Origin of the sequence: Bartonella eidoli, assembly GCF_036576145.1 — a bacterium.
Classification (GTDB): Bacteria; Pseudomonadota; Alphaproteobacteria; order Rhizobiales; family Rhizobiaceae; genus Bartonella.
This window is the reverse complement of sequence record NZ_JBAFWX010000002.1, coordinates 126,294-138,701: the sequence shown is the minus strand read 5'-3', so window position 1 is coordinate 138,701 and position 12,408 is coordinate 126,294. Positions and strand designations below refer to the sequence as shown.

The following is a 12,408-nucleotide window of genomic DNA, read 5'->3' as shown; positions in this document are numbered from 1 at the left end:
CACAACCCCATTAGCTCTATTACATAAAATGAAAAGCTGCAGAATTTTAAAAGCGGAACAAAAATGAGATAATCAATTCAATATCAAATTAATGTGTAGCAAATGGAATCCCCATATCCGGGTAAATTTCAGCTGTCATCAAACCTTTTTTCCCTTTGCCAAAGCGAACAAGAACGACCTGACCAGAACGAAGCTCTGCTAAACCAAAACGACGCAGCGTTTCCATATGAATAAAAATATCTTCCGTTCCTTGCCCTCTACTAAGAAAACCAAACCCTTTATCACGATTAAACCACTTAACGATTGCACGTTCTAAACCACTTTCTGGTGTTACGATGACATGTGTACGTGGTGGAATCTCAGAAGGATGAACAGCCGATGAGCAATCTATAGACTTGACTTGAACACACTTCAATCCTCGCTCAGTTTTTTCTACAGCGCAAACGATTTTTGCCCCTTCTAACGCCGTTTGAAAACCATCCCTCCGCATTACTGTGACGTGCAACAATATATCTGAAAATCCCGGTAAATCAGGTAAAATAAAGCCGTAACCTTTACTCCCATCAAACCACTTAATGACGCCACTAATCTCAATAATTTCACCACAAGCGCCTAAACCGTCCTCAGATATGAAATGATCTTTTAATGCATCCTTACTCGTCATAATAAAACGCGATCCCGTTAGGTCTAAATTACACCACATTGATTCTTTCGTGTAAGTAAATATCGTTCCTACATTAACACGCAAGTCCCAAGATAAGATTTCCCCACATTGTCGCATCTCACGTATTTATATAGGCCTATAAAAATATTTTAAAATACGTTGTACGTTTTCTTAATAAAATAGACGACATAAAAGACTTTTTACACAGTTATATTTTCACGAATGAAACTTGCATAATGAATAAGTTCAAGATAAGGTGCGAGAAATTTGCTACTAAAAAGGGAGGCATGCAATGCAATTAAAAAAAATTTTTGTTGTATTCGCTATAATAATGACATTTATAACAAATGTTTATGCAAGCGAACCTATTAAGATTGGTGTGTATCTCCCTTTAACCGGGCCGTTTGCTTTTGGGGGAGAGCTTGAGGGTGCAGGTATAAAATTAGCACATAAAAAAATTCCGGAAGTATTAGGCCGTAAGGTTGAGCTCATTATAGTTGATAATAAATCTGATAAAGTGGAAGCTGCTAATGCTATCATGCGTTTAACCGCTAATGATAAAGTTAACGCGATCATTGGAAGTTATGGCTCTTCATTATCTTTGGCTGGTGGAGAAGTAGCTGAAAAAGCGAAAACTCCCGTTGTAGCATCTTCAGCAACAAATCCACTAATAACGCTCGGTAAAAAGTACTATTTCCGTGCATCTTTTACTGATTCTTACCAAGGTGAAAGCGCAGCAGCCTATGCAATTAAAACTTTGCACGCAAAAAAAGCAGCAATACTAAAAGATATATCAAGTGATTATGGTGTTGGTCTTGCAAATTATTTTGGAAAATCATTTAAACAATTAGGTGGTGAAATTATCGCGAACTTGAATTATAACTCTGGAGATCAAGATTTTTCAGCTGCTCTTATGCAAATTATAGCGAAGAAGCCTGATATCTTATTCATCACTTCTTATTTTTCTGAAGGTGCTATTATTCTAAAGCAAGCACGTGAATTAGGTGCAAAGTTTCGTATTATGGGTGCTGATGCTATGGATAACCCTGAAACGGTGACAATAGCTGGAGAATCTGCAGAAGGCTTTTTACACACTACGCTAGCCTACGATGAGGATATGCCAAATATGTCAGAAGCTGCACAACAGTTTACTAAAGAATGGCAAGAAACCTATCCTAATGAAAAAACGAATATGAACGCAGTTGCTGGCTATGTAAGTTACACAATGATTATGAAAGCCATTGAAAATGCGGGCAGCGCTAATCGTGAAGATATTACGAGAGAACTTGGAAAATTGAAAAATTTCCAAACACCTTTTGGCAAAATATCTATCGATAAAAACCACAACCCTATAATGCCAGTTGGTGTAATTGAAATAAAAGGTGGAAAACGTGTCTATTTAGGTGAAGTAGAATCCGACGTTTGAGAAACGTTTTTGGAAGATGAATCGTTCAAATAAAATATGCTATGTATTTAAAAATTAATCAAAATAATAAAACAAAAACATAGCATTTCATCTTGTATAATTATAGTATGGAAGGATGAGAGATGAGCACTGAAATGTTCATCCAGTACTTTTTTAATGCGCTTGCATTAGGGTCGCTTTATGGGCTTATAGCGATTGGTTACACCATGGTCTATGGTATTTTAAGATTAATTAATTTTGCCCATGGCGATATTTTTATGCTAGGCGCATATTTTGTTTTCTTTTCTACAGTTAGTTTTATGCCTGCTTGGGTTGCTACTCTTCTTGTATTACTAGCTATTCTCATGTATTACTCAGTATTTATAGGATTTAAAAAACGACCTCAAATTCATTGGATTTGTCTTTTTTTAATTCTTACTATTGGATTTGTTTATTATTTAAAAATTGCTCCTCAAGATTTTGCACCAGTTTGGGTTTTGGCGGTCTGTTTTTCAGTTTTTATTACAAGTGCTATAGGTATTTCTATTGATCGATTTGCCTATAAACCTTTGCGTGACGCTCCACGTGTCTCAGCTCTTGTTGGTGGGATTGGTGTTTCTTTTCTTATCGAGAATTTAGCAACTGTTCTCTTTAGTGGTGTCCCTAAAAGTGTAAAGCAGCCAAGTTTTTTTGTAACACCAATTGAATGGCATTTAGGACCAGACAGTGTAGCTCGCATCGTTCCTATGTCTATCATAGTTCCTATTATTTCATTTATTCTTGTTGTTTTGTTGTTGTGGATTGTTAATAATACGAAGCCTGGTCTTGCTATGCGAACGATTTCTCATAACATTGAAGTCGCTCGCCTAATGGGTATTTCAGTCGATAAGGTTATTGCATTAACATTTGCTATAGGATCAGCGTTGGCAGCTATTTCAGGGATTATGTGGGCTTTACGTTACCCTCAAGTTCAGCCTTACATGGGTATTTTCCCTGGATTAAAAGCATTTATAGCTGCTGTTGTTGGAGGGATTGGATCAATTCCAGGGGCAATGTTTGGTGGACTGTTGTTAGGATTTATTGAAATTATGACTATCGCCTTCTTTCCAATTCTATCTGGATATAGAGATGCTTTTGCCTTCATTTTATTAATTCTTATCCTATTATTTATGCCTAATGGTTTGATGGGCAAAAAAAATCAGGAGAAAGTTTGATGGCGAAATCAACAGCGATTCTTTTATCACTTATTGGTATTATAATCATTATAGCTTTTTTATTTTATGCTGGAAGTCATTTCAACGACTACACGCTTCGTATTATCAATCTTATTGCTATCAATGCTATATTAGCTATCTCTCTTAACTTAATTTATGGATTTACAGGCATGCTCTCTCTTGGGCATGCAGGTTTTATTGCTATCGGTTCTTATACATGTGCTATTTTGCTTCTTTCTCCTGAACAAAAAGAAATAATGTGGATTCTTGAACCTATAGCTGAACCGTTGCGCTATATGCAATTACCGTTTTTCGCAGCTGTTATTGTAAGTGGCTTATGTGCAGCAGTTATAAGTTTATTAATTGCTCTTCCAATATTGCGGCTTGGTGGTGATTATCTCGCAATAGCAACATTAGGTTTTGCAGAAATTATTCGCATCATTATCGTCAATGCTACTTCTTTAACGAATGGTGCATTGGGAATAAAAGGGATACCACAGAATGCTACATTATGGTGGAACTATGGTTGGTTAGCATTTACAGTTGTTTTTATTGTTTTTTTGCTACGAAGTAATACTGGAAACGTATTGCGCGCTATTCGTGATGATGAAATTGCTGCAAAAACAATGGGGATCAATGCATTTTTCTATCGTATCATGTCCTTTACTACTGGTGCATTTTTTGCTGGTATTGGAGGTGCATTAATGGCTGCTCTTATTTCGTCTATAGATCCAAAAATGTTTAACTTCCTATTAACTTTTAATATTTTAATGACTGTTGTTGCTGGTGGCCTTGGTTCTGTAACAGGTAGTATTATAGGAAGTATTATCATTACGATAGCATTAGAATGGTTTCGTATTATTGAAAATCCCATAGACTTAGGATTCATATGTATCCCAGGGGTTCCAGGTCTGCGTATGGTTATTTTTTCGCTTTTGTTACTAGCAATTATTTTATTTTGGAGAAAGGGGTTATTAGGTCAGCGTGAATTTTCATGGAATGGAATTTACTATTTTTTAATGAAGAGAAAAACTCTTAATAAGGAAAAACCATGAAGAATACTATTCTTTCGCTGCATGATATTGTAATGAATTTTGATGGATTGATTGCTGTAAATAATGTTAACATGGAAATTCAGCGTGAAACAATCACTGGCTTAATTGGCCCTAATGGTGCAGGAAAAACTACTGTTTTTAATATAATTTCTGGTTTTTATGTGCCTACAAGTGGAAAAATTCTTTTAGATAAACAGGAAATTTATAAACTGTCGCCGCACATCATATGTAAACGCGGCATTGCACGAACATTTCAAAATATTCGACTCTTTTCAGGATTAACAGTATTACAAAATGTCATGGTTAGCGCTCATGTTAGACAAAAACAACCGTGGTTTGCTTCAGCTTTATTTTTACCAAATGCTGTTAAAGAAAAAAATGAGCTTTATAAAAGTTCAATGGAACTTCTTGAATGGTTTCAACTTGATCACCTTGCTGACCAATTAGCAACTACCCTACCTTATGGTGCGCAACGGCGTTTAGAAATTGCTCGGGCATTAGCAACAAAACCAAAGTTGCTTCTTCTTGATGAGCCTGCAGCCGGCATGAATCCTCAAGAAAGTGAAGAGCTAAGGCAATTTATAGACAAAATAAGAAAAAGATTTAACCTGACCATTTTAATCATTGAACATGATATGAAAGTCGTTATGGGGCTTTGCGAATATATTTATGTACTCGAATATGGCCGCTGTATAGCTGGTGGTACGCCTAATGAGATTCGTAATGAGCCTAAGGTTATTGAAGCTTATCTTGGTGGAGATATACATGAATATTCTTGAAATAAAAAACCTTCATGTTCATTATGGTAGCATTCAAGCTGTTTATGATCTCTCTATGTCTATTAAAAAGGGAAGTATAGTTACTTTAATCGGTGCGAATGGAGCAGGAAAGAGCAGTATTGCGCGTTCTATTATGGGACTTAATAAATCAGTTACTGGAGACATAATTTATAAAAACCAGTCTATTATAAAAAGTCCGTCAGAAAAAATTTTGCGATTAGGCATTGCTCTTAGTCCTGAAGGAAGGCGTATTGTACCTTATTTCACTGTTTTAGAAAATTTACAATTAGGAGCTTATATTCGTACTGATAAAGCAAGCGTTGCTCGTGATATTGAATGGATATTTGATATGTTTCCACGTTTACGTGAAAGATCAAAACAATTAAGTGGTACCATGTCAGGTGGTGAGCAGCAAATGCTAGCTGTAGGTCGCGCGCTTATGAGTAATCCTGATACTGTAATATTGGACGAACCATCCCTAGGCTTAGCGCCACTTCTTGTACAGGAACTTTTTTCAATTATTCGAAAAATTAATGAAATGGGAAAAACTGTTCTTCTTATTGAGCAAAATGCGTTTGCAGCCCTTTCCATTGCTGATTACGCTTATGTTTTGGAAGTAGGACAAGTTCTATTTCACGGTGAAGGAAAAGCCATGCTTTCTGATCCACGTGTCAAAAAAGCTTATCTTGGCGGATGATAAATATTTAAGCCACATGAATCATTAATATTAAAGCTTGCAGTTTATATTATTTTTTTCCATTTCACTTTATTTAAAGCACTCAACTTTATATAAAATTATATGATATAAAGTTGTGTTTGCATAGAGGAATCAAATTTTTGATTTCATATCCACCATTTTTTAGCACTTAGAGTTCCCGCTTCCTTTTCTATAACATGAGCTATTTGAAAAATTATTTCCTCTGCAAAAGGCTTTCCAATTAATTGTAACCCTAATGGTAAGCCATCCAATGATAAACCTGCAGGAACAGAAATTCCTGGTAAACCTGCCATATTAACTGGCACAGTAAAAATATCATTAAGATACATTGTTAAAGTACCACTTTTAACTTTTTCATCAAAAATACCAAATGCTGGTGTTGGTGTCATCGGTGTTAAAATAGCATCAATACCGTCTGCAAAACAGTGATCAAAGTCACGTTTTATTAATGTTCTAACTTTTTGGGCTTTAAGATAATAAGTGTCATAACAACCTGCTGAAAGAGCATAAGTTCCAATTAAAATACGCCGTTTAACTTCATTACCAAAACCTGTTGAACGTGTATTTTTATACATCTCAGTAATATCTTTTCCTGGCATACGAAGCCCAAAACGAACACCATCATAACGCGCCAAATTAGAAGATGCTTCTGCAGAAGCCACTATATGATAAGCAGGCAAGGCATACTGTATATGAGGGAGTGAAATATCAACGATCTCTGCTCCCGCATCCTTTAACCAACTCATTCCAGTTTTCCACAATTCAATAATTTCAGTAGATAGCCCTTCGATATAACACTCTTTTGGAATACCAATTTTCATTCCTTTAATTGATTGACCAAGATAACTTTCATAATCAGGCACTGGTAAATTAACAGAAGTTGAATCTTTTTCATCAAAAGAAGCCATAGACTTAAGCATAATTGCACAATCACGCACATCACGTCCTATGGGACCAGCCTGATCAAGCGACGAAGCATAAGCAACAATCCCCCACCGCGAACACCGTCCATAAGTCGGTTTTATTCCAACGCTACCAGTAAAGGCTGCCGGCTGACGTATTGACCCACCAGTATCAGTTCCTGTTGCACCTGTACAAAGTTGTGCAGCAACAGCAGCTGAAGAACCGCCTGAAGAACCGCCTGGTACAAGTTTTTCATCAGAGCCTTTTTTTCTCCATGGATTAACAACCGGACCATAATATGATGTTTTATTGGAAGAACCCATAGCAAACTCATCCATATTAAGCTTGCCCAACATAACCGCCCCATCTTTCCATAAATTAGCAGTCACAGTCGATTCATATTGTGGTTTAAAGTCCTTAAGCATATATGAGCAGGCTTGAGTGTGAACACCTTGTGTTGCAAAAATATCCTTAATTCCCAATGGAATTCCCTCTAAAATACCCCCCTGCCCTTTAATTAAGCGACTATCTGATTCGGCAGCCATTTTCATTGCTTGCTCTTCTGTTATTGCCACATAAGCATTTAAAATTGGATTCGCCAATTCAATTGCTTTTAAATAAACTTCTGTTAATTCAGTTGCTTTAAAATCTTTTTTTACTAAAGCATCACGGGCTTGTGCAATTGTTAAGGTTGTTAAGTCAGTCATATTGATTCTCAAATTTTTTAAATATAATAAAATTACTCGACAATTTTTGAGACAAGAAAGAAATTTTCTTCAGAAACAGGCGCATTTCCCACGATGTCTTCCGCTTTATTACCATCTGTGATAACATCTTCACGCATACGTAAAGCCATCGAAGTTACTGAGGTTAATGGTTCCACTCCACTGACATCAACTTCATTAAGCTGTCTTACAAAGTCTAAAACAACATTAAACTCTTTCGTCATACGCTCTACTTCATCGTCATGGACAGCAATACGTGCTAGATGTGCCACCCGCTTGACTGTTTCTTTATCAACCGACATACTACGCCTTTCTACTTTTTTTGTTTTGACGTTTGTGTATTCATACTTTGGCTATACAAGGCTGTGTTTGTAAGCGCAAGAATATTGATATTTAAAATAGAAAATTTAAACTCAAATCCAAAATATTAAAAACTTAAATTATAGATCACATGACAGTTATTAACATAGAAGAAGTTACTAAGCATCTTTTACCCAAGCAAACAATAGCGGGCTTAGATTTAGGGACAAAAACCATTGGAATTGCAATTTCTGATATTGGTCTAACTTTTTCAAATCCACGTTCTACACTTCAAAGAAAGAAATTTACGCTAGATGCTCATGCGCTTGTACAAGTCTTTAAAAAAGAAAATGTAGGAGTTGCCATCATTGGTTTACCTCTTAATATGAATGGAAGCAGTGGTCCTCGTGTTCAAGCAACCAAGACTTTTGTCAGTAATATGGCGGCTTATACAAAAACTCCATTCATTTTTTGGGATGAGCGTTTGTCAACAGTTGCTGCACAACGCTACCTTTTAGAAATGGATGTATCACGCAGTAAAAGAACAACCCGCATCGACTCCGCTGCTGCCGCCTTTATATTGCAAGGTGCTCTCCATAGAATCAAAGCTATTAGTCAAACAGAAGGATAAAGAACATTCAACAAATGTCCTGCATTATATCGTGCAATCAGCATACCATAGGAAGATCTCCATTGGCCTCCAAGACGGCTTTCCATATAGGCGTTTGCAACGTGATCTATGTTTAGTGAATGTAAAGATGCAGCCGCAACTGCATATGCTACTTGTTCAACAAAAAATCTACCTGCTCCCTCATTTGTTGAAGCCATCCCTACCGCAGACTTAATAATTTCAATTGCTCGAGATCCCGCTGGCCCAATATCAACTGCAACTCTTTCCAATAATTTTTGAAATAATCCAGGTGCTTTTTCAGCTATGAGAATTGAATCCTTTATTAATTGATTAGCAGAACTATTTCTTACAGTTCGGGCAGGTCCACTACACAACATCTGCGATAAAGGATTACCCTCTATGAAACTTTCTGTCCCAAGCTGCGCAACAATTTCACCAATAATGGGAATAACCAATTGGCTCACATGATAAGCAATAATAGGCGTCATAATACGGGCAAAAGCTGCTTCAAAGCGATCGTTTGCAGCATTATCAAATGCCCGCGCCAAACGAAAAACCAATGCCTGTGAAGCAGCAATATCAAGCGCAATATCTGCAAAAATACGCTCTGTTAAAGGTGGCAAAGGTTGATTGGGTGTTTTCTTCCGAAAAAAATCGATGCCAAATTGCAGAGCTGCTCGTAAGACACCTACAGATATTACTGATTGATCAAAACGCATCATAGTTTCAATATCTTTAATGGCCTTTGTACCTTCTCCAGCATTCCCTAAAAGCCAACCATAGGATCCTTGAAAATCAACAACACCCTCTGGCATTGAAATTTCTCCTGGGCGCTGTATTAAATGGCGAATGGATATAGTACCATTTAATGCACCATTTTCCTGCAAACGTGGAATTAAAAAGCAACTTAAATCACCTTTTAAATCTGCGCTAACGAGATATCCATCGGCTGTAGGATTAATAACATTAGTTTTTACAGCATTTAAACGATAGAGATCACGCCCCATTTTTTCATCAAAAGAGACTTTCTGAACGCTTGGAAAGTTTAAAAAATATTTTTCACGTTTCTCAACATTATCAAAAGCACAAGTAAGTGAAGCTGCTTTTTTGTCATTAATGGGCTTAGGCGACAAATCATATGCACGCGATAGGAGAACATTTTGCCATTTTTTAAATAACTCAATATCGCTAATTAATACTGCAACAGCTGCACTTGTTATAATAACTTCATTCAAATGCCCTGTTTCTAAGCCAGCCGATAAAGCCAAGCGAATAGCCCGTGCTTGATAGCGTACTCCATTTTCTGACTCTGTGTTTTCCCAAAGTGAAGTAACCAAACCTGCTTGTCTGGAATATTGTTGCAATACTTGATAGGAAGAGTGTAACTCTAACTGTTCTGTAAGATTTCCCCATCCATCATTACAACGCAATACCGGCCGATAACGGTTTGCCAAATAAGATAAATCTCTTGCTTCAAGACTAGATACAAAGTCTCCTATTTCTTCAAAGCTTGCCAATAAAAATGAAGGTAAAGTAGAAGCAATACGAAACATAAGCGTATCACTAAGAAATGCATTTTTTCGGCGGGCATTTTGTGCAGATGCGGCACTCATAGAGGCATATTCCTATTATTTAAATCATCCGTATATCATAAATTATTAATTTTTTTTCAATTAAAAAACATTTATCATATTCAAACAATATGATAATAGTTGCGTAATCTCTTTAAATAGAGATAGAAAAGAATGCTATGAATCAAAATATTTTTTTTCCTATTTTCTCTCATCAACATCTTTTAGGCATTAAAGGTCTAAGTAGGCAAGACCTTGATACATTACTTAATCGTGCAAATGCAAATGTTGACTTTCCTGAAACAATTGATGAAAAAAAATCTACATTCCGTGGATGTACACAAATTAACCTTTTCTTTGAACCTTCTACACGAACACAATCCTCATTTGAAATAGCTGGAAAAAAATTAGGAATAGATGTTATCAATATTTCTGTTGGCAACTCATCCGTAAACAAAGGAGAAACACTAATTGATACAGCGACAACCCTCAATGCAATGAAACCAGATATATTAGTTCTGCGCCATAAGTGTGCTGGAGCAGCTTCTTTGTTAACTCATAAAATTGATTGCTGTATGATTAATGCTGGTGACGGTGCCCATGAACATCCAACACAAGCTTTATTAGATGCTTTAACCATTAAAAGAGCAAAAGGTCATATTGAAGGATTAACTGTTGCAATTTGTGGTGATATTTTACATTCACGTGTTGCGCGTTCCAATATCCTTAGTCTTAATACTTTAGGAGCACGTGTACGCGTTGTCGCTCCTTCAACACTTTTACCTGCAGGAATTGAAAATATGAGTGTTGAAGTTTTTAATACAATGAAAGAAGGTCTCAAAGATGCAGATGTTATCATGATGCTACGTTTGCAACGTGAGCGTATGGTAAGTTCTTTTATTCCATCTACTCATGAATATTTTCATTATTTTGGTCTACATGAAGAAAATTTAGCCTATGCGAAAAGTGATTGCATTATTCTACATCCTGGTCCAATAAACCGTGGTGTAGAAATCTCATCAAATATAGCAGATGGACCACAAAGTATGATTCATACGCAAGTAAAAATGGGGGTTGCTATACGCATGGCTGTTATAGAAGCTTTATTGGATTCACGCCTTAAAGAAAACAGAGAAAGAAAATGACTAGGCCTATCGTTTTTCAAAACGCTCGTATTGTTGATCCTTCACGCACAATTGATGAGATTGGGACAGTTATCATTGAAAATGGATTAATAACAGCTGCTGGGAAAGAAGCAAAAAATCAAGGAATACCAGAAGGAGCAAAGGTTATTAATGCACAAAATAAAGCAATTTTGCCTGGACTTGTTGATGCTCGTGTCTTTATTGGACAAGGAAGAAACAGTGAAACAATTGCATCAGCAAGCAAATCCGCAGCAGCAGGAGGAATTACCTCTTTTCTCATGATGCCTGATACACACACAATCATTGATAATATCGCATTTATTAAATCCATTATATGTACAGCACATAAAGTATCATTGGTTAATGTTTATCCCGCTGCTGCTATTACTCAAGGCTTTAATGGACAGAAAATAACTGAATTTGGGTTACTAAAAGATGCAGGAGCAATCGCTTTTAGTGAAGGCAAAAAAACACTTCAAAGTTCATCCGTTATGCGTCATGCAATGACCTATGCACGCGATTTTGATGTTCCATTAATGCATGAAACACAAGATAATGACCTTACAGAGAAAGGTGTTATGAATGAAGGTTTGCTAGCAAGTTGGCTTGGTCTTCCTGGAATACCTCGTGAAGCAGAAGTTATTCCGCTTGAAAGAGATTTACGATTAGCAGCATTGACACAAACACGCTATCATGCCGCACAAATATCGACAGCTATGTCTGCTGATGCTATTCGCTTAAGTAAGCAATATAATGTAAAAATTTCGGCCGCTGTATCCATTAACCACTTATCCCTTAATGAAAATGATATTGGTGAGTATCATACCTTTTACCGTTTAATGCCTCCATTACGTGCAGAAGAAGATCGTCTAGCAATGATTGAAGCAATCAAAGATGGAACAATAGATGTTATTGTATCTTCACATGACCCTCAAAGTACTGATAAAAAACATTTACCGTTTAGTGATGCAACTGCAGGTGCCATTGGTATGGAAACTTTATTGAGTGCAGCCTTACGCCTTTATCACAATAACAACATATCTTTGCTGCGCTTAACTGAACTGTTATCAACTGCGCCTGCAAGACTTTTAAATTTGAATGCAGGAACACTTAAAAAAGGGGCTAATGCTGATCTCATTTTGGTAGACCTTGATGAACCGTGGGTGGTATCGACAAATAAACTGTATTCACATTCAAAAAATACACCTTTTGAAAAGGCTCTCTTTCAAGGGAGAGTTCTCCAAACCTTTATTAAAGGACAATCAGTTTTTAAATTACATCAATGTAATTAGTGAGAT

12 protein-coding genes are annotated in these 12,408 nt (G+C 36.5%); 8 read left to right on the top strand and 4 right to left on the bottom strand.

What is annotated here, in order from left to right:
* Nucleotides 1–88 precede the first annotated feature (88 nt).
* The gene (locus V5N68_RS02130; protein WP_332065633.1) at nucleotides 89–664 is read right to left on the bottom strand and encodes a cold-shock protein; all 576 of its coding nucleotides are present in this window, start codon (nucleotides 662–664) and stop codon (nucleotides 89–91) included.
* A gap of 292 nt (nucleotides 665–956) precedes the next feature.
* Here V5N68_RS02130 and V5N68_RS02125 point away from each other — a divergent pair, with 292 nt between their 5' ends.
* The 5 genes from V5N68_RS02125 to V5N68_RS02105 all read left to right on the top strand — a co-directional run bounded on the left by V5N68_RS02125 (nucleotide 957) and on the right by V5N68_RS02105 (nucleotide 5,814).
* The gene (locus tag V5N68_RS02125) at nucleotides 957–2,090 is read left to right on the top strand and encodes an ABC transporter substrate-binding protein (protein ID WP_332065546.1); all 1,134 of its coding nucleotides are present in this window, start codon (nucleotides 957–959) and stop codon (nucleotides 2,088–2,090) included.
* 122 nt (nucleotides 2,091–2,212) lie between these two features.
* On the top strand, nucleotides 2,213–3,283 hold the full coding sequence (locus V5N68_RS02120; RefSeq protein ID WP_332065545.1) for a branched-chain amino acid ABC transporter permease: 1,071 nt from the start codon (nucleotides 2,213–2,215) through the stop codon (nucleotides 3,281–3,283).
* The gene (locus tag V5N68_RS02115) at nucleotides 3,283–4,338 is read left to right on the top strand and encodes a branched-chain amino acid ABC transporter permease (RefSeq protein WP_332065544.1); all 1,056 of its coding nucleotides are present in this window, start codon (nucleotides 3,283–3,285) and stop codon (nucleotides 4,336–4,338) included. The genes V5N68_RS02120 and V5N68_RS02115 overlap by 1 nt, the downstream gene beginning before the upstream one ends.
* Nucleotides 4,335–5,117: an ABC transporter ATP-binding protein gene (locus V5N68_RS02110; protein WP_332065543.1), complete on the top strand. Its 783-nt coding sequence runs from the start codon at nucleotides 4,335–4,337 to the stop codon at nucleotides 5,115–5,117. Before V5N68_RS02115 ends, V5N68_RS02110 begins: the two co-directional genes overlap by 4 nt.
* A complete protein-coding gene (locus V5N68_RS02105) occupies nucleotides 5,104–5,814 on the top strand; it encodes an ABC transporter ATP-binding protein (RefSeq protein WP_332065542.1) in 711 nt (236 codons plus the stop codon). The genes V5N68_RS02110 and V5N68_RS02105 overlap by 14 nt, the downstream gene beginning before the upstream one ends.
* Before the next feature lie 146 nt (nucleotides 5,815–5,960).
* Here the strand turns inward: V5N68_RS02105 and gatA are convergent, their stop codons facing one another.
* Nucleotides 5,961–7,445, bottom strand: a complete 1,485-nt coding sequence (gatA, locus tag V5N68_RS02100) for an Asp-tRNA(Asn)/Glu-tRNA(Gln) amidotransferase subunit GatA (protein WP_332065541.1) — start codon at nucleotides 7,443–7,445, stop codon at nucleotides 5,961–5,963.
* Nucleotides 7,446–7,477: 32 nt separating this feature from the next.
* Nucleotides 7,478–7,765: an Asp-tRNA(Asn)/Glu-tRNA(Gln) amidotransferase subunit GatC gene (gene gatC, locus V5N68_RS02095; RefSeq protein WP_332065540.1), complete on the bottom strand. Its 288-nt coding sequence runs from the start codon at nucleotides 7,763–7,765 to the stop codon at nucleotides 7,478–7,480.
* A gap of 149 nt (nucleotides 7,766–7,914) precedes the next feature.
* Here gatC and ruvX point away from each other — a divergent pair, with 149 nt between their 5' ends.
* Nucleotides 7,915–8,394 (top strand): Holliday junction resolvase RuvX, encoded by a 480-nt coding sequence (gene ruvX / locus V5N68_RS02090; RefSeq protein WP_332065539.1) that lies wholly within the window; start codon nucleotides 7,915–7,917, stop codon nucleotides 8,392–8,394.
* Here the strand turns inward: ruvX and V5N68_RS02085 are convergent.
* The gene (locus tag V5N68_RS02085) at nucleotides 8,379–10,007 is read right to left on the bottom strand and encodes an acyl-CoA dehydrogenase family protein (RefSeq protein WP_332065538.1); all 1,629 of its coding nucleotides are present in this window, start codon (nucleotides 10,005–10,007) and stop codon (nucleotides 8,379–8,381) included. The genes ruvX and V5N68_RS02085 overlap by 16 nt on opposite strands.
* A gap of 137 nt (nucleotides 10,008–10,144) precedes the next feature.
* Between V5N68_RS02085 and V5N68_RS02080 the strand changes: the two genes are divergently transcribed.
* Complete coding sequence (locus V5N68_RS02080; protein ID WP_332065537.1) at nucleotides 10,145–11,110, top strand: aspartate carbamoyltransferase catalytic subunit; 966 nt, start codon at nucleotides 10,145–10,147, stop codon at nucleotides 11,108–11,110.
* Nucleotides 11,107–12,402 (top strand): dihydroorotase, encoded by a 1,296-nt coding sequence (locus V5N68_RS02075; protein ID WP_332065536.1) that lies wholly within the window; start codon nucleotides 11,107–11,109, stop codon nucleotides 12,400–12,402. The genes V5N68_RS02080 and V5N68_RS02075 overlap by 4 nt, the downstream gene beginning before the upstream one ends.
* Nucleotides 12,403–12,408: the final 6 nt, after the last annotated feature.

Excerpts from the sequence above, each read along its gene's own strand:
- V5N68_RS02115 (WP_332065544.1), top strand. The coding sequence starts at position 3,283 with ATGGCGAAATCAACAGCGATTCTTTTATCACTTATTGGTATTATAATC.
- V5N68_RS02105 (WP_332065542.1), top strand. The coding sequence starts at position 5,104 with ATGAATATTCTTGAAATAAAAAACCTTCATGTTCATTATGGTAGCATT.
- V5N68_RS02075 (WP_332065536.1), top strand. The coding sequence starts at position 11,107 with ATGACTAGGCCTATCGTTTTTCAAAACGCTCGTATTGTTGATCCTTCA.
- ruvX (WP_332065539.1), top strand. The coding sequence starts at position 7,915 with ATGACAGTTATTAACATAGAAGAAGTTACTAAGCATCTTTTACCCAAG.
- gatA (WP_332065541.1), bottom strand. The coding sequence starts at position 7,445 with ATGACTGACTTAACAACCTTAACAATTGCACAAGCCCGTGATGCTTTA.
- V5N68_RS02085 (WP_332065538.1), bottom strand. The coding sequence starts at position 10,007 with ATGAGTGCCGCATCTGCACAAAATGCCCGCCGAAAAAATGCATTTCTT.
- V5N68_RS02110 (WP_332065543.1), top strand. The coding sequence starts at position 4,335 with ATGAAGAATACTATTCTTTCGCTGCATGATATTGTAATGAATTTTGAT.
- V5N68_RS02080 (WP_332065537.1), top strand. The coding sequence starts at position 10,145 with ATGAATCAAAATATTTTTTTTCCTATTTTCTCTCATCAACATCTTTTA.
- V5N68_RS02130 (WP_332065633.1), bottom strand. The coding sequence starts at position 664 with ATGACGAGTAAGGATGCATTAAAAGATCATTTCATATCTGAGGACGGT.
- gatC (WP_332065540.1), bottom strand. The coding sequence starts at position 7,765 with ATGTCGGTTGATAAAGAAACAGTCAAGCGGGTGGCACATCTAGCACGT.
- V5N68_RS02120 (WP_332065545.1), top strand. The coding sequence starts at position 2,213 with ATGAGCACTGAAATGTTCATCCAGTACTTTTTTAATGCGCTTGCATTA.
- V5N68_RS02125 (WP_332065546.1), top strand. The coding sequence starts at position 957 with ATGCAATTAAAAAAAATTTTTGTTGTATTCGCTATAATAATGACATTT.